General features: G+C 62.4%; 18 protein-coding genes and 1 other RNA gene. 10 read left to right on the plus strand and 9 right to left on the minus strand.

Annotated features, from left to right (window positions below; genetic code table 11):
• Position 1: 1 nt before the first annotated feature.
• The 4 genes from ACN0X6_RS16990 to ACN0X6_RS17005 form a co-directional block, all read right to left on the minus strand.
• Complete coding sequence (locus ACN0X6_RS16990) at positions 2 to 2,179, minus strand: TRAP transporter large permease subunit (RefSeq protein WP_417705715.1); 2,178 nt, start codon at positions 2,177 to 2,179, stop codon at positions 2 to 4.
• Between the two features lie 53 nt (positions 2,180 to 2,232).
• Positions 2,233 to 3,231: a putative solute-binding protein gene (locus tag ACN0X6_RS16995; RefSeq protein ID WP_417705717.1), complete on the minus strand. Its 999-nt coding sequence runs from the start codon at positions 3,229 to 3,231 to the stop codon at positions 2,233 to 2,235.
• Positions 3,232 to 3,283: 52 nt separating this feature from the next.
• Entirely contained in the window at positions 3,284 to 4,315 is a 1,032-nt protein-coding gene (locus ACN0X6_RS17000; protein ID WP_417705719.1) for a hypothetical protein, read from the minus strand.
• A 213-nt stretch (positions 4,316 to 4,528) separates the two neighbouring features.
• A complete protein-coding gene (locus tag ACN0X6_RS17005) occupies positions 4,529 to 5,428 on the minus strand; it encodes a GlxA family transcriptional regulator (RefSeq protein ID WP_417705871.1) in 900 nt (299 codons plus the stop codon).
• 247 nt (positions 5,429 to 5,675) lie between these two features.
• Here ACN0X6_RS17005 and ACN0X6_RS17010 point away from each other — a divergent pair, with 247 nt between their 5' ends.
• Positions 5,676 to 6,815 (plus strand): acyl-CoA dehydrogenase family protein, encoded by a 1,140-nt coding sequence (locus ACN0X6_RS17010; RefSeq protein WP_417705720.1) that lies wholly within the window; start codon positions 5,676 to 5,678, stop codon positions 6,813 to 6,815.
• Positions 6,816 to 6,893: 78 nt separating this feature from the next.
• On the opposite strand, the gene ACN0X6_RS17015 is transcribed toward ACN0X6_RS17010, so the two are convergent.
• Positions 6,894 to 7,931, minus strand: a complete 1,038-nt coding sequence (locus ACN0X6_RS17015) for an NADP(H)-dependent aldo-keto reductase (protein WP_417705722.1) — start codon at positions 7,929 to 7,931, stop codon at positions 6,894 to 6,896.
• A gap of 247 nt (positions 7,932 to 8,178) precedes the next feature.
• Between ACN0X6_RS17015 and rplM the strand changes: the two genes are divergently transcribed.
• The 7 genes from rplM to ACN0X6_RS17050 all read left to right on the plus strand — a co-directional run bounded on the left by rplM (position 8,179) and on the right by ACN0X6_RS17050 (position 13,064).
• Complete coding sequence (rplM, locus tag ACN0X6_RS17020; RefSeq protein WP_017678951.1) at positions 8,179 to 8,607, plus strand: 50S ribosomal protein L13; 429 nt, start codon at positions 8,179 to 8,181, stop codon at positions 8,605 to 8,607.
• Positions 8,608 to 8,621: 14 nt separating this feature from the next.
• On the plus strand, positions 8,622 to 9,014 hold the full coding sequence (rpsI, locus tag ACN0X6_RS17025) for a 30S ribosomal protein S9 (protein ID WP_106738907.1): 393 nt from the start codon (positions 8,622 to 8,624) through the stop codon (positions 9,012 to 9,014).
• A 254-nt stretch (positions 9,015 to 9,268) separates the two neighbouring features.
• Positions 9,269 to 9,862, plus strand: a complete 594-nt coding sequence (gene petA, locus ACN0X6_RS17030) for a ubiquinol-cytochrome c reductase iron-sulfur subunit (RefSeq protein ID WP_196473719.1) — start codon at positions 9,269 to 9,271, stop codon at positions 9,860 to 9,862.
• The gene (locus ACN0X6_RS17035; RefSeq protein WP_196473718.1) at positions 9,862 to 11,073 is read left to right on the plus strand and encodes a cytochrome b; all 1,212 of its coding nucleotides are present in this window, start codon (positions 9,862 to 9,864) and stop codon (positions 11,071 to 11,073) included. The genes petA and ACN0X6_RS17035 overlap by 1 nt, the downstream gene beginning before the upstream one ends.
• The gene (locus ACN0X6_RS17040) at positions 11,073 to 11,852 is read left to right on the plus strand and encodes a cytochrome c1 (RefSeq protein ID WP_417705726.1); all 780 of its coding nucleotides are present in this window, start codon (positions 11,073 to 11,075) and stop codon (positions 11,850 to 11,852) included. Before ACN0X6_RS17035 ends, ACN0X6_RS17040 begins: the two co-directional genes overlap by 1 nt.
• Before the next feature lie 167 nt (positions 11,853 to 12,019).
• Complete coding sequence (locus ACN0X6_RS17045) at positions 12,020 to 12,637, plus strand: glutathione S-transferase N-terminal domain-containing protein (RefSeq protein ID WP_192979975.1); 618 nt, start codon at positions 12,020 to 12,022, stop codon at positions 12,635 to 12,637.
• Between the two features lie 13 nt (positions 12,638 to 12,650).
• Positions 12,651 to 13,064, plus strand: coding sequence for a ClpXP protease specificity-enhancing factor (locus ACN0X6_RS17050; RefSeq protein ID WP_017678955.1), 414 nt, complete (start codon positions 12,651 to 12,653; stop codon positions 13,062 to 13,064).
• A 48-nt stretch (positions 13,065 to 13,112) separates the two neighbouring features.
• Here ACN0X6_RS17050 and ACN0X6_RS17055 read toward each other — a convergent pair whose 3' ends face one another.
• The 4 genes from ACN0X6_RS17055 to ACN0X6_RS17070 are packed head-to-tail and all read right to left on the minus strand — an operon-like array spanning position 13,113 to position 16,426.
• Positions 13,113 to 13,646, minus strand: a complete 534-nt coding sequence (locus ACN0X6_RS17055) for a BON domain-containing protein (protein ID WP_417705729.1) — start codon at positions 13,644 to 13,646, stop codon at positions 13,113 to 13,115.
• Entirely contained in the window at positions 13,643 to 14,236 is a 594-nt protein-coding gene (locus tag ACN0X6_RS17060) for a phosphoheptose isomerase (protein ID WP_417705731.1), read from the minus strand. Before ACN0X6_RS17060 ends, ACN0X6_RS17055 begins: the two co-directional genes overlap by 4 nt.
• A gap of 25 nt (positions 14,237 to 14,261) precedes the next feature.
• Positions 14,262 to 14,621: a YraN family protein gene (locus ACN0X6_RS17065; protein WP_196473714.1), complete on the minus strand. Its 360-nt coding sequence runs from the start codon at positions 14,619 to 14,621 to the stop codon at positions 14,262 to 14,264.
• Positions 14,618 to 16,426: a penicillin-binding protein activator gene (locus ACN0X6_RS17070; RefSeq protein ID WP_417705733.1), complete on the minus strand. Its 1,809-nt coding sequence runs from the start codon at positions 16,424 to 16,426 to the stop codon at positions 14,618 to 14,620. Before ACN0X6_RS17070 ends, ACN0X6_RS17065 begins: the two co-directional genes overlap by 4 nt.
• 89 nt (positions 16,427 to 16,515) lie before the next feature.
• Here ACN0X6_RS17070 and rsmI point away from each other — a divergent pair, with 89 nt between their 5' ends.
• A complete protein-coding gene (rsmI, locus tag ACN0X6_RS17075; RefSeq protein ID WP_417705735.1) occupies positions 16,516 to 17,415 on the plus strand; it encodes a 16S rRNA (cytidine(1402)-2'-O)-methyltransferase in 900 nt (299 codons plus the stop codon).
• A gap of 59 nt (positions 17,416 to 17,474) precedes the next feature.
• An RNA gene (gene rnpB, locus ACN0X6_RS17080) (RNase P RNA component class A) lies at positions 17,475 to 17,822 on the plus strand.
• Positions 17,823 to 17,848 lie beyond the last annotated feature (26 nt).

Here is a 17,848-nt window from a genome sequence, read left to right on the forward strand (position 1 = left end):
GTCACTGTGGCAGCCAGCCGCGCCACAGCTCCAGCGTCTGCGCACCGTGCTCGACGATCAGTTCACCGCCATAGGTGACGATCAGCAGCGCCACGATCATTACCGTCATCGGCAGGATCCAGCGCTCGTAGCGGTAGTAGAAGCCCATATGACGCACCTCCTTGTCGGCGGCGGCGATCTCCGCCTCGCCCACTACCTGCCTGGCCAGTAGATGGTTGAGCGCCACGGGGGGTGACAGGTAGGCCAGCTCCATGGCGGTCAGGGCGATCATCCAGAAATGCACCGGGTGAATGCCGTTGGCATAGGCGATCGGCGCAATGGTGGCCGATACCAGGATCACCACGCCAAAGGCGTCCATCACCATACCGATCAGGAACAGCACCACCATCAACGCGGTCAGTGCCAGCCAGATGCTCTGGAAGTCCTGCGGGATCAGCTCCATGAGGCCGGAGCGTTCGATCACCCCGCCAGTGGATACCGACAAGGCCATCAGCAAGGTCAGCGCGCCGATATGGCCGACAGTGTCGTAAGTGGCGGCGCCCACGGCCTGGGTGAAGTTGCGCTGGCTGTTGCCCTGATCGTTCTCGATGGCGCGGGCGCTCGGTGTTTCCAGCAGTGACTCGCCGCGCAGCTTGTCGAAGATCAGCACCACCAGCAGGATGACCGGCAACATCACCGGCGCGGTGAACTCGTTCAGCCGGGTGTCGAGCAGGTAGCTGTAGATCCAGACCACCATGATGGCGATGAGGATATACGGGGCCACTGGCACCAGCGCGCGAGCCATGGCGGGCATGGCGTCACGTGGATGGGCAATGTTGAATCGTTGTTGACGCAGCACCTGCGAGGCGATCAGGAACAGCGACGAGGTCAGGACGAAAACGGCGATCCCCCAGTTGTACAGTTCGGCCGTGGTCACCTGCTTGTTCAGTGCTGCCACCACCACGATCAGCAGGCAGGGGCGCAGTACCACGCCGAGCGAGCCGGACATCGCCGAGACGGCCAGGGCGAATTGCCGGCGGCCCCCGGAGAGCAGCACTTCGCGGTAGATGATGGCCCCAGCGGCGATGACGAAGATGCCCGAGGCGCCCGTGTAGGCCGTCGGCACGGCGGCGCCGATCAGCAGAATCCAGGTCAGCAGCTCCGGCGACAGACGCCAGGGGCGAACCAGATCGAGGAAGCGGTCGACCACGTTGGTCTGCTTGAGCAGCATGCCGGCCCAGATGAACAGGGCCAGGTTGAGGAAAATACCCGACAGCTCGACCAACTGACCCAGGTAGATGGCGATGCCGCCATGGTGGCCTTGCAGCGAAAACGAGGTGAAGGAACTGATCGCCATGATGGCGTACAGCGGCGTGCAGAGCAGCGCCAGTCCCAGATTGCCGCCAGGCTCGGCGTCCGCCGGTGGTTTGAGCAAGTGGTAGACGCTGATCAGGCACAGGCAGCTGAACAGCGCGATCCACAGCCCATTGAGATACGGCCTGTTCAGTGGCAGGTCGGCGTTGAGCAGGGTATGCAGGTAATGGCTGCAGGAAAACACCAGCAAGGCATTGGCGATGACCATGCCAGCAGCCGAGACGCGGTGATCGAGCCGGCTCTTGGCGGGACGCAGCGAGATATGGTGGTTGCGCAGGGTGGTGGTGATGCCGGCGATGGCGATGAGCAGCAGCAGGAGCAGGGCGCGGTTGTCGGTGCCGAAGCGAAAGATGCCGAAGAACGAGGTTTCCAGGCTGCGGAACAGTTTCAGTTCGGGCGTCATGTGCGCGACGACGGCCGCGTGCAGCGTATGCCGCTGCGCGCAGAGTCGAGCGGCACGTTGCAGGGCGCTGCGTTGCGCTTGCGGGTCGACCTCGGTCGCGTCGAACAGGTCGTCGATATCGCTGCTGGTCTGGGCGGGCTGCCTGGCCAGCGGAGCATCGAGGTCGGGGCTGGGATCGCAGGTTGGGGTCACCGGATCGGCGCGCAGCATGAAGTACTGCACACCGGCAGCCGGATCGCCGAACAGACGCTCGCCCATGCGCAGAAGTTGGCCATGGAGCATCTCCCCGGTGCCTATGACCAGGGTCAGGGTCAGCAGAAGGAAGACCGGCAGGGTGGAAAGCCAGCGGCCAAGCAGAGGACGTTTGAACGTCTGGGCTGGCGCAGGCTGGTCATGGCTGATCATGGTCGAGGCAATGGGCATGGCAGGCTCTACGGTCAAGGCCGAGTCCGGGGGCGTGCCCCCGTTCGTTATTGTTATTCGAGGTTCTGGGCGCACTCGGCATCGGCTGAGTCGATCTGGCAGCGCACGCGCTTCATCACCGCCATCATGCGTTTGTCATAGATGCCTTCTTCGGTCAGTGAAATGCGCGCTTCACGCAGCATCACGTTGTACTTCTCCATGTCCTCGGGCGGGATGTCGATCCAGTAGTGACTGTCGATCTCGCTTTCCGATTGCGTGATGATGTCCATGGCGCGGCTGTACTGGCTGAGGGCGAACTCGCGTGATTGCTGCCCGAAGCCTTCGGGGAAACGGTCGGGACGGATGACCAGTTGGTAGGTCAGTTGCAGCACCGGGAAGCGCGCCACACCGCCGCGCTGGCCCATGCCCTTCTGCAGTTCCAGCGGTTTGTAGGCTGCCGCCGGTGCTCCGACCACATCCACCGAGCCGTTATTGAACTTGCCGGCGAAGTTGGTGACATCGGAGGCGATTGGCTGGGCGCCGATGCGCTGCACCATCTTCGCCTGGGCATTGTCGTAGTCCATGATCGCGAACTTCTTGCCCGACAGTTTGCTGATGTCGTCGATGGTGCGGTCGTTGACGAACAGGTAGGCCGCGCCCATGGGCACGATGCCGGCCACTTCGTAGGGGCCGTTGAGCATGAACTTGCTGGCCTTGGCTGAACTCAGGGTGGCGATCACCGTTTCCAGCGCCTGGTAGCTGGGCAGGGCACCCAGGGCTTCCAGGCTGCCGGTGAACCCGTTGAACTGACGAGCGCGCAAACCCATGATCATCACGCCATCGCATTGCCCGGCCTTGAAGTCTTCTGCAGCGATTTTCTCGTCGGTGTAGGGCTTGAGTTCGAGGCTGGCGCCGAACTGGTTGGCGGCCAGTTGGTAGTCCTTCATCAGGCTGTAGATGTCGCCCTGGGCGCCGAGGATGTCGAACACGCAGATCTTCTGGGCGAAGGCCTGGGGGGCGGCGCCCAGTGCCAGACAGAGCAGGGCGGGGGCGGCTAGGTTGGAACACTTCATGGCGGATACTCCGGATCATGCCGCTGAGGCGGGAAGGCTTGTGACGAGCTGACTAGAGCAGGTCGTCGATCTCGATGGCGGTATCGACCGGCTGCTGCTCGTCCCAGAAACGCAGCAGGCCGCCGATTGGCGTGCGTGTGCCGGCATTGGTCGTCCAGTAGCGATCGGCATTGTTCATGACGGTGCTGCTGCTGATGGCATCGACCTGGGCATAGGGTTCGTTGAGCCTGAAGCTGCTGTTCGCCGCTTCGGTCGCGCCGAAGGCCCGCAGCACGCTGCGCAGGTGCTGCTCATCGTTCTTCGCGGCGGCGGAGATCGCGTAGAGGGCGTGGGCCAGGCGTACGCCGTGACGCTCACCGATCTGTCGCGACTGCTCGAGCACCTGCCAGGGGTTCTGTCCCTCACCGCTGCCTGGCAGCATGTTCCAGACCAGGGCCCGCGCCGCCATCGGGGCGCCCCACCACTTCTCGTTGTCCAGGCAGCTCATGGCACGCTCGGTCTTGGCCGCGATGTCCTTGGGCACGCCGACGGCATTCTGCGAGTTGATGTCGTTCTGAATGGCTTGCAGTCCCTGGATCAGGCCGAGCAGGTAGATCAGTTCGTCGAGGTCCTTGTCGAAGGCCGGGCAGCTATCGCCAATGCGGATATCGAAGCGCTTCTCGTAGTGGTTGGCGAAGTTCTGGTACGACTGGTATTGGCGCCGTGCCGCCAGTTCGGCATAGCGCTTCTGGGTGATGCGTGCGTCCTGCGCCTCTTCGATCTGCTTGCTGCGTGAGGCGCGCAGGTAGCGCAGCTCCTGCTCGAAGGCGGTCTGCTCGGCACAGGTGGCGGCGGTGAGGTAGAGCAGGGTCAGCAACTGCTGGTTGTCGGCACCCATGCCGCTGGTGGACTGGATGAGTGGGGCGACGGACGCGCCGGAATAACAGGCCATGTCGGCGTCATGGCTTTCGAGCATGGGGCCGACCAGGTTGTTTTCCATGAAGCGCAGCGATTGGTTGGCACCGAAGCGCTTGATCGGGGTGCAGGCTGTCAGTAGCACCAGCGATGCAAGGGCACACAGGCGCAGCACACGAGAGGCTCCCATGACGTTCTCCATCGTTATTGTTGTAGAGGCGCATCCAGCGCAGGGTCTTGTGTGTCGGCCAGGCGTAAGCGGGCCGACCACCCAAGCACTCTACTGGCAGCGGGTTGGGCTGATACCCAATCTTCTGGTGGGTGTGGCGGAGTGGTGGACGGGGTGTCTAGTGCTGAGCGTTACCGAATCGCCGCAGGCGCGGCGAATGGCGCCTGCGCGATTTCACTGGGGCTGCTGCTGAAACTGGCGGCGATAGTGGTTGGGGGACAGCCCCGTATGCTGGCGGAACAGGCGCGCGAAGAAGCTGGCATCGTCGTAGCCGATCTCGTAGCTGACGGTCTTGATGCTCTTGCGAGTGGAAGACAGCAGGCTCTTGGCGGTTTCGATGCGCAGGCGTTGCAGGTAGTGCAGGGGCTTGTCGCCGGTGGCACCCTGGAAACGACGCATGAAGTTGCGGATGCTCATGCCGTGCTCGCGGGCCACGTCCTCGAAACGGAACTTGTCGGCATAGTGCTCCTCCAGCCAGTGCTGGATCTGCAGCACGGTGACGTCCTGATGCAGCTTCTGGCCGCCGAAGCCGATGCGCCCTGGCGTATAGCTGCGCTGTACCTCGTAGAGAATGTCGCGCGCCACGCCCTGGGCCACGCCGGCGCCGCAGTAGCGTTCGATCAGATAGATATAGAGGTCGCAGGCCGACGTGACGCCGCCTGCGCAATACAGATTGTCGGCATCGGACAGGTGCTTGTCCTGATTGAGCAGCACCTTGGGAAAACGCTCGGCAAATTCGCGGAAGAAACGCCAGTAGGTGGTCGCTTCCTTGCCGTCGAGCAGGCCGGCTTCGGCCATCCAGAACACCCCGCTGGCCTCGCCGCAGATCGCCGTGCCGCTGGCATGCTGACGTTTGAGCCAGTCCAGCACCTGTGGATAACGACGACTGAGTGCGTCGAAGTCGTCCCAGAAGGCGGGCAGGATGATCACGTCGCAGCTGTCCAGGCCGCCGTCTACCGGCACCTTGACCTTGCTGAAGCTGTTCACCGGCAGTCCATCCGGGCTGACCAGATGGATGTCGAACGGCGGTTCGAAGCCCAGGCCTTGCTGCTTGGCATAGCGAATGCCAGCCATGTGGAAGAAGTCCTTGGCCTGCATCAGGGTGGAGGCGAACACGCCGTCGGTGGCGAGAATGCTGACGCGGCGCAACGCCGTGCGCGGCTCTGGAATAACCATAAGTATTTATTCTTGTTCAAGGCTAAGTGGTCATGCAGCGGCTGGATCGTCTTATTTTTTGGCGCTTGTGTCCAGTGCGACCAAGCGTTTGCTTGGCTAAAGTCGAGGCCATGCTTTTTCTCCCGCCTCAGACACAGGTAGCGCCATGATCCCCAGAACTCTATTCAGCTCCGACCATGAACTGTTTCGCGACAGCGTGCGCAAGTTTCTCGAGCAGGAAGCCGTGCCTTATCACCAGCAATGGGAGAAGGACGGGCATGTCGACCGCGCGCTATGGAACAAGGCGGGCGAGGCGGGGATGCTGTGTTCGCATATCCCGGAGGAGTACGGCGGCATGGCGGCCGACTTCCTCTACAGCACCGTGGTGATCGAGGAAATCGGTCGGCTTGGATTGACCGGCATCGGTTTCTCGCTGCATTCGGACATCGTCGCGCCCTACATCCTGCACTACGGCAGCGAGGCGCAGAAGCAGCACTACCTGCCCAGGTTGGTGAGCGGCGAGATGGTCACGGCCATCGCCATGACCGAGCCGGGGGCGGGGTCCGACCTGCAGGGCGTGAAGACCACTGCCGTTCTCGATGGCGACGAGTACGTGATCAACGGCTCGAAGACCTTCATCACCAATGGCTGGCTGGCCGATCTGGTGATCGTCGTGGCCAAGACCGACCCCAAGGCCGGCGCCAAGGGCACCAGTCTGTTTCTGGTCGAAGCCAATACGCCCGGTTTCTCCAAGGGCAAGCGCCTGGAGAAGGTCGGTATGAAGGCGCAGGACACCTCCGAGCTGTTCTTCCAGGACGTGCGCGTACCCAAGGAAAATCTGCTCGGCCAGCCGGGTATGGGCTTCGCCTACCTCATGCAGGAGCTGCCGCAGGAACGCCTGACCGTCGGCATCGGTGCCCTGGCTTCGGCGGAAGCGGCGCTGCAGTGGACGCTGGATTACACCCGTGAACGCAAGGCTTTCGGCAAGGCCGTGGCGGACTTCCAGAACACCCGTTTCAAGCTCGCCGAAATGGCGACGGAGATTCAGATTGGTCGGGTGTTCATCGACCGCTGCCTGGAGCTGCACCTGGCGGGCAAGCTCGATGTGCCGACGGCGGCGATGCTCAAGTACTGGACCACCGATCTGCAGTGCAAGGTGCTCGATGAGTGCGTGCAGCTGCACGGCGGCTACGGTTACATGTGGGAATACCCGGTGGCGCGCGCCTGGGCCGACGCGCGGGTGCAGCGCATCTACGCCGGCACCAACGAGATCATGAAGGAAATCATCGCTCGTTCACTGGTGTAAATCCGTAGGGGGGCGCTGTGCGCACCTGCAACGCTGAGGTGCTTGTCGGTGCGCACGGCACACCCTAGGTAGGGTGCGTCAGGGCGCGGGGTTGGGTTGCGCCTTGTGGATCGCCTCGATGCCGGCGAGCACGTCCTCGGGGAGCTTCAGCTCGGCGCTGGCCAGGTTGCTGTCCAGTTGCTCCAGGCTGGTGGCGCCAATGATGTTGCTGGTCACGAAGGGCTGCGCGGTGACGAAGGCCAGGGCCATCTGCGCCGGATCCAGGCCGTGCTCGCGCGCCAGGGCCACGTAGCGTGAGCAGGCTGCTTCCGACTGCGGGTTGGTGTAGCGGGCAAAGCGGCTGAACAGGCTGATGCGTGCGCCGGCCGGGCGAGCGCCGCCTTCGTATTTGCCGCTGAGCATGCCGAAAGCCAGTGGCGAGTAGGCCAGCAGGCCGCATTGCTCGCGAATCGCCACCTCCGCCAGACCCACTTCGAAGCTGCGATTGAGCAGGTTGTAGGGGTTCTGGATCGACACGGCGCGCGGCCAGCCACGGCTTTCGGCCAGTTGCAGGAACTTCATGGTGCCCCACGGGGTTTCGTTGGACAGGCCGATATGGCGGATCTTGCCGGCCTTGACCTGCTCGTCGAGCACTTCCAGGGTTTCTTCCAGCGGCGTGAACTCAACGTCCTTGTGCTTGTAGTCGAGCTGACCGAAGAAGTTGGTCGGCCGCTCCGGCCAGTGCAGTTGGTACAGATCGATCCAGTCGGTCTGCAGGCGCTCGAGACTGGCGTCCAGTGCGTTGACGATGTGTTGGCGGTTGAACTTCAGCTGGCCGTCACGGATGTGCGAGATGCCGTTGCCGGGGCCGGCGATCTTGCTGGCCAGGATCCAGTCGGCGCGGTCGCCACGCTGCCTGAAGTAGCTGCCGATGATCTGCTCGGTCTTGCTGTAGGTTTCGGCGCGCGGTGGCACCGGGTACATCTCTGCGGTATCGATGAAATTGATGCCGCTGGCCTTGGCCCGCTCGATCTGGGCATGGCCTTCGCTCTCGCTGTTCTGCTCGCCCCAGGTCATGGTGCCCAGGCACAGTGCGCTGACATCGAGATCGGTTCGGCCTAGCTTGCGGTATTCCATGATTGACTCCTTCGGCAAAAGAGTCATACAAGCAGGTTGAAATTTTTTTCGCAATCAGGATAATTCGGCACCTCTTTCTGCGGTGGAAGTGATGCGCCGCCTGCCGAAGAATCTTGCCGTATTGTGGACGCGCTGACCCGAGCCCCCGATAGCGTCCGTATGCGGCTGCCTTTGACTTGTCAAAGTACGCACTATCCAGTAAGATCCGCCGTCTATTTTTGCTGGGCGGCCCCTGAGGCTATAAAGAATGAAAACTTTTACTGCTAAACCGGAAACAGTAAAACGCGACTGGTTCGTCGTTGATGCTGCTGGCAAGACCCTGGGTCGTCTGGCCACCGAAATCGCGAGCCGTCTGCGTGGCAAGCACAAGCCCGAGTACACCCCGCACGTTGACACTGGCGACTACATCGTCGTGATCAATGCCGAGCAGGTGCGTGTAACTGGTGCCAAGGCCAGCGACAAGAAGTACTACTCCCACTCCGGTTTCCCGGGCGGCATCAAAGAGATCAACTTCGAGAAGCTGATCGCTCGTGCTCCTGAGCGCGTGATCGAGACTGCGGTCAAAGGCATGCTGCCGAAGAACCCGCTGGGTCGCGACATGTACCGTAAGCTGAAGGTGTACAAGGGTGCAGTTCACCCGCACACCGCTCAGCAGCCCCAAGAACTGAAGATTTAACGGAATAGTTCATTATGTCGGCGACTCAAAATTACGGCACTGGCCGTCGCAAGACCGCAACCGCGCGCGTTTTCCTGCGTCCGGGCACTGGTAACATCTCGATCAACAATCGCGCCCTGGATACCTTCTTCGGTCGTGAAACCGCTCGCATGGTCGTGCGTCAGCCGCTGGAGCTGACCGAGACCGTCGAGAAGTTCGACATCTTCGTCACCGTTGCCGGTGGTGGTGTCAGTGGTCAAGCTGGTGCCATTCGTCACGGCATCACCCGCGCTCTGATCGAGTACGACGAAACCCTGCGCAGCCCGCTGCGTAAAGCCGGTTACGTTACTCGCGACGCCCGTGAAGTCGAGCGTAAGAAAGTCGGTCTGCGTAAAGCGCGTAAGCGTCCGCAGTACTCGAAGCGTTAATCGCGACTACGCTTCCCAAAGCGCCCAGTTTCCTTACGGAGCTGGGCGTTTTTTATGGGCGTGGCAAAATGCTGCGACAACGTGCCGCATACGCGTAAGCCGCATCCTCCAAGGCTTTCGCCAGTCTCTTCGGGGGTAATTACCTTGTCAGAAAAGGGGCTTTTCTTTACCATTTGGCGAATTTTTTGCGCGGCCCGATTTTTACTTAGTAGAGGCCTGAACAACAGGCCACAAAGCTGATGGGAGACGACTGAATGAGCAATGACGGCGTGAATGCAGGCCGGCGTCGCTTCCTGGTTGCAGCCACCTCCGTGGTGGGTGCAGCAGGAGCGGTAGGTGCTGCGACTCCGTTCGTGGGGTCATGGTTCCCCAGTGCCAAGGCCAAGGCGGCCGGTGCACCGGTGAAGGTGAACGTCAGCAAGATCGAGGCGGGTCAGCAGATGGTTGCTGAGTGGCGCGGTCAGCCGGTGTTCATCGTGCGCCGTACCGAGGAGATCCTGGCCAATCTGACCAAGATCGAAGGCAGTGTCGCCGATCCCGAGTCCGCTGCCTCCGTGCAGCCGGAGTACGTGGACAAGAAGACCCGCTCGATCAAACCAGAGCTGCTGATTCTGGTAGGTCTTTGCACTCACCTGGGGTGTGCGCCGTCCTTCCGTCCGGAAGTGGCCCCGGCTGACCTGGGTCCGGACTGGGTGGGTGGCTATTTCTGCCCTTGCCACGGTTCGCGTTACGACCTCGCCGGTCGCGTGTACAAGTCGCAGCCTGCACCGCTGAACTTGCCAGTGCCGCCGCACACCTACGAAACGGATGATGTGATCATCATCGGTGTGGACCAGGAGAACGCGTGATGAGCAAATTCATGGAATGGGTGGATGCGCGCTTCCCCGCCACCAAAATGTGGGAAGATCATCTCTCCAAGTACTACGCCCCGAAGAACTTCAACTTCTTCTATTTCTTCGGCTCGCTGGCTCTGCTGGTGCTGGTCAACCAGATCGTTACCGGTATCTGGCTGACCATGAGCTTCGAACCTTCGGCCGAAGGCGCTTTCGCCTCCGTCGAATACATCATGCGTGACGTCGAGTACGGCTGGATTCTGCGTTACCTGCACTCCACCGGTGCCTCTGCGTTCTTCGTGGTGGTCTACCTGCACATGTTCCGCGGTCTGCTCTACGGCTCCTATCAGAAGCCGCGCGAGCTGGTGTGGATCTTCGGCATGCTGATCTACCTGGTGCTGATGGCCGAGGCCTTCATGGGCTACCTGCTGCCGTGGGGCCAGATGTCCTACTGGGGCGCCCAGGTGATCATCTCGCTGTTCGGTGCCATTCCGGTCATCGGTGACGACCTGACCCAGTGGATTCGCGGTGACTACCTGATCTCCGGTATTACCCTGAACCGCTTCTTCGCCCTGCACGTGATCGCACTGCCGATCGTGCTGCTTGGCCTGGTCGTGCTGCACATCCTGGCGCTGCACGAAGTGGGTTCGAACAACCCGGACGGCGTCGACATCAAGAAGCTCAAGGACGAGAACGGTGTGCCGCTCGATGGCATCGCCTTCCACCCTTACTACACCGTGAAAGACATCGTCGGCGTGGTGGTGTTCCTGTTCGTGTTCTGCTTCGTGGTGTTCTTCTTCCCGGAAATGGGCGGTTACTTCCTCGAGAAGCCGAACTTCGAAGCTGCCAACCCGTTCAAGACCCCTGAGCACATCGCCCCGGTTTGGTACTTCACGCCGTTCTACGCGATTCTGCGTGCAGTGCCGGACAAGCTGCTCGGCGTGATCGCCATGGGCGCAGCCATCGCCGTCCTGTTCGTGCTGCCCTGGCTCGACCGTAGCCCGGTCAAATCCATGCGCTACAAGGGCTGGATGAGCAAGATCTGGCTGGTGGTGTTCTGCATCTCCTTCGTCATCCTGGGCGTGCTGGGTGTGCTGGCGCCGACCCCGGGTCGTACCCTGCTGTCGCAGGTGTGCACCTTCCTGTACTTCGCGTACTTCATCCTGATGCCGTTCTACACCAGGATGGAGAAGACCAAACCGGTTCCGGAAAGGGTGACTGGCTGATGAAAAAGCTCTTTGCTGCATTTGTTTTCGCTGCGCTGCCGGCCCTGGCCATGGGCGCTGCCAGCAACTACCCGCTGGACAAGGTCGACATCGACCTGACCGACAAGGCTGCCATGCAGGACGGCGCGCGGACCTTCGCCAACTACTGCATGGGTTGCCACTCGGCTCAGTATCAGCGTTACGAGCGTGTTGCCGATGACCTCGGCATCCCGCACGAAATCATGCTGGACAACCTGGTGTTCAACGACGCCAAGATCGGTGACCACATGAAGATCGGCATGAAGCCGGACGACGCCAAGGCCTGGTTCGGTGCAGCGCCACCTGATCTGACCCTGGTCGCTCGTGTGCGTGGCAACGACTGGCTGTACACCTACCTGCGCACCTTCTACGCCGATCCGAGCCGTCCGCTGGGCGCCAACAACAAGGTGTTCCCGAACGTGGGTATGCCCAACGTGCTGGTGGGTCTGCAGGGCAACCAGGTCATCGGCTGCAAGCAGGTTCAGGTCGTCACCGACGGCAAGAAGCAATTCGACCCGCTGACCGGTGCGCCGATCACGCACGAGGCCTGCGATCAGTTGACCGTCGAGGAGAAGAGCGGCGCGCTGAGCGAGGCCGAGTTCGACGAGAAGATCAAGAACCTGGTGACCTTCCTGGCCTATTCGGCCAACCCGGTCAAGCTGAAGTCCCAGCGCATCGGCACCTATGTGCTGCTGTACCTGGCGTTCTTCTTCGTGTTCGCTTACCTGCTCAAGCGTGAGTACTGGAAGGACGTGCATTAAGCCGTCGCAGTTCTCTGCATACACCTGCGCGCCCACATGGGCGCGCAGGTTTTTGTGCCCTGCCATTCCGAGTGACCACCTTGCGGTGTCGTCACCTGCAACTTCAAGAATTGCCCTGGGCAATTTTTCGTGTTTCTGCAAAATCACAACAAGCGAGGAGGATCGCCATGGCGGTGACCAATAGGTTGACCTGCTACTCCGACCCCGCCGACCACTATTCCCATCGCGTGCGTCTGGTGCTCGCCGAGAAAGGTGTCAGCGTCGAGATCATCGATGTCGAGCAGGGCCGTTGTCCGCCCAGGCTTGCCGAGGTCAATCCCTATGGTAGTGTGCCGACGCTGGTCGATCGTGACCTGGCGCTGTACGAATCGTCCGTGGTGATGGAATATCTGGACGAGCGCTACCCGCATCCGCCTTTGCTGCCTGTGTATCCGGTTGCTCGCGCCAACAGCCGTCTGCTGATGCACCGCATCCAGCGTGACTGGTGTGTGCTGGTCGACCGCATTCTCGACAAGCGCAGCAAGGAGGCCGAGCGCCAGTTGGCGCGCAAGGAGCTGCGCGAGAGTCTGACCGGTGTATCGCCGCTGTTCGCGGACAAGGCATTCTTCCTCAGTGACGAGCTGAGCCTGGTGGATTGCTGCCTGCTGCCCATTCTCTGGCGTCTGCCTGTCCTGGGTATCGAACTGCCGCGTCCGGCCAAGCCCTTGCTCGACTATATGGAGCGTCAGTTTGCTCGTGAGGCCTTTCAGGCCAGTCTTTCCGCTGCCGAGCGCGCGATGCGCTGAGAAGGAGGAAACCATGAATTCCAGTCGTCCCTATCTGGTGCGCGCCCTCTACGAATGGATCGTCGATAACGATTGCACGCCACATCTGCTGGTCAGTGCCGAGTATCCGGGCGTGCAGGTGCCGCCCGGCTTCGCCAGTGATGGCCAGATCGTGCTGAATGCTTCGCCCAGCGCTGTGCGTCATCTGCATATGGACAATCAGGCGGTGAGCTTCGAAGGGCGCTTCGGTGGTGTGGCGCATAGTTTGTACATTCCGGCAGCGGCGATCCTGGCGATCTACGCGCGGGAGAACGGTCAGGGCATGGTCTTCGATATGGAGCCGTCGGTTGCGGGTGGTCCAGAAGAGCCTGAGCCGGATGATGATGGGCCTTCCGGTGGCGAGCCGTCGCGTCCTAGCGGCCGGCCAAGCCTGAAAGTGGTCAAGTGAGCAATGAAAAGGGCGCCCATGGGCGCCCTTGTCGTTTCTGCGTTCGAATCAGTTGGTGTATTCGAACAGGCGTACGACCCGCTGCACCCCCGATACGCTCTGTACCACGCGAGTGGCGGCGTTGGCTTCTTCGCGCGTGACCAGGCCGAGCATGTAGACGATGCCGTTCTCGGTCACGACCTTGATCCGCGCGCTCGGTACGTTGCTGTCGGTCAACATCTGCGCCTTGATCTTGGTGGTCAGCAGCGAGTCGTTGCTACGGGCCAGCAGGGAGGCCGGTTGCTGCACCTGCAGCTCGTTGTAGATCTTCTTCACACCCTGAACGCCGCGTGCGGTCTGAGCGGCGCGATCCTTGAGCTCGCTGCGTGGGGTTTGCCCTGCGAGCAGAATCACGCCGTTATAGCTGGTAACCACGATGCGCGAGGTCGGGCTGGACAGGTCGGCGTGTGCATTGCTGATGCGTGACGCGACTTCCGGGCCGAGGAACTGGTCATCGATCTTGTTGCCGATGCTGCGGCTGCCACAGCCTGCCAGGGTCAGGGTAATGGCCAGGGCGGCCAGAATCAGGGCGGAACGCTTCATTCTTCACTCCCAAACAATTGACTGTCGATCAGGTCGCAGAGGCAGTGGATAGTCAGCAGGTGGACTTCCTGGATGCGTGCGGTGACTTTGGCTGGAACGCGGATTTCGACATCTTCCGGCAGCAGCAGCGAGGCCATGCCGCCGCCGTCACGGCCGCTGAGGGCGACGACGGTCATCTCGCGATCATGTGCAGCTTGAATGGCCTGGATGACATTCGCTGAGTTGCCACTGGTGGAAATCGCCAACAGCACGTCGCCGGGTTGGCCGAGCGCGCGGATCTGCTTGGAGAAGATTTCGTTGTAGCTGTAGTCGTTGGCGATGGAGGTGATGGTCGAGCTGTCGGTGGTCAGGGCGATGGCCGGCAGGCTCGGGCGCTCGCGCTCGAAGCGGTTGAGCAGCTCGGAGGAGAAATGCTGGGCATCGCCGGCGGAGCCGCCATTGCCGCAGGAAAGAATCTTGCCCTCGTTGAGCAGGGCCTGGACCATCACCAGGCTGGCATGCTCGATGTATGGAGTCAGAACCTCCATGGCCTGTTGCTTGGTATCGATGCTGGCTTGGAAGAGCTGGCGGATTCGGGATTGCATGTCCATCGGTTAAACCTTGAATTTACGGCCGTCAGGCATCGAAGGCGTTTTTGATCCAGTCGAGGCGAGTGGCGCCGTCGGTACTGATGGCGACCACGTCGAAGCGGCAGGGGTAGCGGGCCCAGCGTGAGTGTTGCTGAAGGAAGAGCTCTGCGGCGATGACCAGCTTGCCACGCTTGCGCGCATCGATGCTCTCCAGGGCACCGCCCCAGGCGCTGTGGCGGCGGGCGCGGACCTCGACGAATACTACTGTATCGCCGTCGAGCATGACCAGATCGAGCTCGCCACGGCGACAGCTCCAGTTCTGTTCGATCAGTTTCAGGCCGCTGCGTTCCAGATGCTGACGAGCCGCCTGTTCGGCGGCTCGTCCCAGATCGTTGTGTGCGCTCAATTGATGCTGTCAGGAAGGCGCTGGATCTGGCCGCCACGGAACTCGGCCCAGGGCAGCTGGCGCTCGATGCGCTGCGTGGCGTTGAGGCTGAGGCTGCCCGACAGGCCGTCGATGCGCGAGTCCGGCAGGGCCTGGAGCTGGCCCAGGCGTGGCGCCAGGCGGTAGGCGTCGACACCCATGGCATACAGGCGGCCCAGGCTGCCACCGGCCTGCGGCCACTGATTGCTGACGTCCTGACGCAGCGGTGCGTGGGTATCGAGCAGCCAGGGCGTTTCGCAGAAGCGAATGCCTTCCAGGTCCTGGTACTGGGCCTGGCTATGGGCGCCGGTGAACAGGTGCGAGGTGGCGTAGACCGGCACGTCGCCAGCGTACTGGAAGGCCAGGGTCGGCTTGATCTGCTGCGCCTGTTGCGGCGTGGCGGCGAGGAAGATGAAGTCGATGTCCTGGCGGCGCGCCGGTTGTGCGTCCAGGCTGGTGCCCAGGGTGTTCTGCAGGCGGCGCGCGCGGGCTTCGCTTTCGCGCAGCTGGAACAGGTCGGCGATCTGGCGAGCCAGCTCCACGGGCTGATCGACGTGCTCGGCGGCGATCAGGGTGCCGCCCTGGGCTTGCCAGCTCTGGCGGAAGGCGTCCAGTACGCGGTCACCCCAGTCGCCACGCGGCACCAGGGCCACAGCGCGGCGCATGCCATCATTCCAGGCGCGGCGTGCTACTTCGCGTGCTTCGTCCTCGGCGGCCAGGCCGAACTGGAACAGTTGCGCCGGACCTTCCTGGCCTGGGTCGCTGTAGTTCAGGGCGAGGGTGGTGATTGGCAGTTGTTCGCGATCGCTGAGCTGCTTGACCAGCGGTTTTTCCAGTGGGCCGACCACCAGTTGCACGCCATCGGCCTGCGCCTGCTGGTAGAAGGCGTCCAGCGAGCCAATGCGGGAGCTGTCGTAGAGCTTGATTTGCGGTGGGTTCTGTCCGGCTTGCTGGGCTTCGTAATGCGCGGCGAGGAAGCCGTCACGCAGGGCGCGGGCGACATTGGCCAGTTGGCCTTCCTGCGGCAGCAGCAGCGCGACGCGGGTCAGCGGCTGGCTGGCCAGCTCGCGCAGTTTGCTCAATGCCTCGGGCAGTTGTTCGGCTGCCGGGTGCTGCGGGTTCTGCGCGATCCACTGGTCGATGGCGGCTTGCTGCTGCTCCAGGGTGGCCCCGGCCTTGGTCACGCGCGCCAACTCCAGCCAGCCAGCCAGGTCGCTGTCGGCACCGGCCGAGGTCTGCGGCGGCAGGACGGAAACCAGGCCCCAGATGCTTTCATGGTTGTCGTGGGCGGCCTGGCCGCTCAGTAGCGGCGCGATGAACACCCGCTCGCGGGCGGCGGCCAGGGTCTGACCGTCGGCTTCCAGTGCGCGTGCACGGACCAGTTGGGTGCGAATCTGTTGCTCGACCGGCAGCTCAGCCAAGCGCTCGAAGCTGGGGTGCTGCAAGGCTGCAAGGGCGCTCTTGGGTTGCTTGCGGGCCATTGCCAGCTCGGCCTTCAGGGTGCTGGCGAAGATCTGCTGGGCAGGCTGCAGGCTGGCAATGTCGATCTGCTCGAGAATGCGAGTGGCGCGGGCCACGTCGTTTTGCTGGTAGCTCTGGTCGGCAGCGGACAGACGCAGCAGGGCGGCCTGCTCGGGTTTGCTCTCGGCAGCTTGCTGAAGCATCTGCTCGATGCTGGCTTGTGGCGTGCGAGGCAACTGGCCCAGGTTATTGGAGGGCGAGCTGGCGCAGGCGGCGAGCAGGCCGGCCAGGAAAAGAGCAGAAAGAGGGCGCAGGCTAGCGATCATCGGGTCATCCTGATACTTGAGCAAAACGAGCGGCGATTGTACCCAAGGGGCGACATCCATGCGATGCCGCTGGGGCGGAACCGGCTAGAATGAGCGCTCTTTCAATTAACGAGGTGTTTCCAGTGAGTCAGCCCGCAGTCTCAAGCGTCCAGCCAGGCAGCCTGTATGTGGTCGCCACGCCCATTGGCAACCTGGATGACATCAGCGCGCGGGCGTTGCGGATCTTGCGCGAGGTGACGCTGATCGCTGCTGAAGACACGCGGCATTCGGTGCGCCTGCTGCAGCATTTTGGTATCGAGACGCCATTGGCGGCCTGTCACGAACACAACGAGCGCGACCAGGGTGGGCGTTTTCTGGCACGCCTTAAGGCAGGCGAGGACGTCGCGCTGATTTCCGATGCAGGGACGCCGCTGATTTCCGATCCGGGTTACCACCTGGTGCGCCAGGCGCGCGCTGCGGGTATCGCGGTGGTGCCCGTGCCCGGCGCCTGCGCCCTGATCGCCGCGCTTTCGGCTGCCGGGTTGCCCTCGGATCGTTTCATCTTCGAAGGTTTTCTGCCGGCCAAGGCGGCGGGGCGCCGTGCGCGCCTGGAGCAGGTGCGGGAGGAGCCGCGCACGCTGATCTTCTATGAGGCGCCGCACCGCATCCTCGAGTGCCTGGAGGACATGCGCGAAGTCTTTGGTGGTGATCGCCCGGCGTTGCTGGCGCGTGAACTGACCAAGACCTTCGAGACCCTCAAGGGCTTGCCGTTGGATGAGTTGTGCGCCTGGGTGGCCGCAGACAGCAATCAGCAGCGCGGCGAGTGCGTGGTGCTGGTGGCGGGTTGGCAGGCGCCGGAGGGCGAGGAGGCGGTCAGCGCCGAAGCCCTGCGCGTACTCGATCTGCTGATGGCGGAAATGCCGCTCAAGCGGGCGGCGGCGCTGGCGGCGGAGATCACCGGTGTGCGCAAGAACCTGCTTTATCAGGTTGCTTTGGCGCGCAAGAACTAGGTCTCGCGCTGTCGGTCCAGCTTGCAGCTTGCCATCACGCCCGGTACCCTTGCCGGCGGAGAGTCGATCGGGCAGTCGCTGCCTTCGCAAGAAGGGGGAGGAAAGTCCGGGCTCCATAGGGCGGAGTGCCAGGTAACGCCTGGGAGGCGTGAGCCTACGGAAAGTGCCACAGAAAATAACCGCCTAAGCGTTTCGGCGCCGGTAAGGGTGAAAAGGTGCGGTAAGAGCGCACCGCGCGGCTGGCAACAGTCCGTGGCTAGGTAAACCCCACTCGGAGCAAGACCAAATAGGGTTCCATCGGCGTGGCCCGCGCTGGAACCGGGTAGGTTGCTAAAGGCGTGCAGTGATGTACGCCGTAGAGGAATGACTGTCCTCGACAGAACCCGGCTTACAGATCGACTCTCCTCCTTTCTCCCTCGTTTCGCGCTTCTAT

The organism is Pseudomonas sp. (assembly GCF_048269965.1).
GTDB lineage: Bacteria > Pseudomonadota > Gammaproteobacteria > Pseudomonadales > Pseudomonadaceae > Aquipseudomonas.